This is a genomic window from Vibrio sp. 10N.222.49.C9, from assembly GCF_041474985.1.
GTDB classification, from domain to species: domain Bacteria; phylum Pseudomonadota; class Gammaproteobacteria; order Enterobacterales; family Vibrionaceae; genus Vibrio; species Vibrio crassostreae_C.
Genome location: NZ_JBFRVD010000744.1, coordinates 1 through 560, shown reverse-complemented (window position 1 = coordinate 560; position 560 = coordinate 1). Strand labels below are relative to the sequence as shown.

2 protein-coding genes are annotated in these 560 nt (G+C 45.4%); one reads left to right on the top strand and one right to left on the bottom strand.

The genetic code is table 11. The features are described from left to right. The coding region (locus tag AB4585_RS25370; protein ID WP_372171544.1) for a zinc ribbon domain-containing protein at positions 1-309 on the top strand (309 nt) is incomplete at its 5' end. 105 nt (positions 310-414) lie between these two features. On the opposite strand, the gene AB4585_RS25365 is transcribed toward AB4585_RS25370, so the two are convergent. Further along, the gene (locus AB4585_RS25365) at positions 415-543 is read right to left on the bottom strand and encodes a transposase (protein ID WP_277870611.1); all 129 of its coding nucleotides are present in this window, start codon (positions 541-543) and stop codon (positions 415-417) included. Positions 544-560 lie beyond the last annotated feature (17 nt).

The window sequence follows — 560 nt, the reverse complement described above, 5'->3', positions numbered from 1 at the left end:
GGTATACACCATGAAATAGGTCGATTTGAGCGCACAACAGGCGTGTGTTCTGTCTGTGGTCAACACCATAAATTGACGTTGAAAGAGAGACATTTCACCTGTGTTAGTTGCGGGACGTTTAGCGACCGAGACTACTCATCAGCAATAGCAGTTCAGAAGATAGGTGAATCAGATTTAATGGCGAATGGAACTGTCGTCAGGGTGACAAAAACACCCAAAACTCAGCAGAAATCAGGCGTTAAAACGAAAGTCTTTGCACTAGCAAAGTTGTCTTTGGGATCTGAGGAAATAGAAAAGGTAGCTACCTAGCTACCTTAGAAGCTCAGTGATCAGCTATGCTGTCGCTGAGTAGTTCACAGCGTTTTGGGCAAGAAAACCCAGCTGATCAGCTCTGCTGTCGCTGGGATGAATCGCCTAGCCCTGATCTTGATTGTATTTCCTAATAGTCTCAGCACTGGCGTTCCCAACCGAGCAAGCGAAATAACCATCAGACCAGAATGTTTTCTCCTTCCAGAATTGCCGCTTTAACTGTAAGCGTGTCATGAACACCGCATTCTAAT

Coding starts and splice junctions, on each gene's coding strand:
- AB4585_RS25365 (WP_277870611.1), bottom strand. CDS start 543: ATGACACGCTTACAGTTAAAGCGGCAATTCTGGAAGGAGAAAACATTC.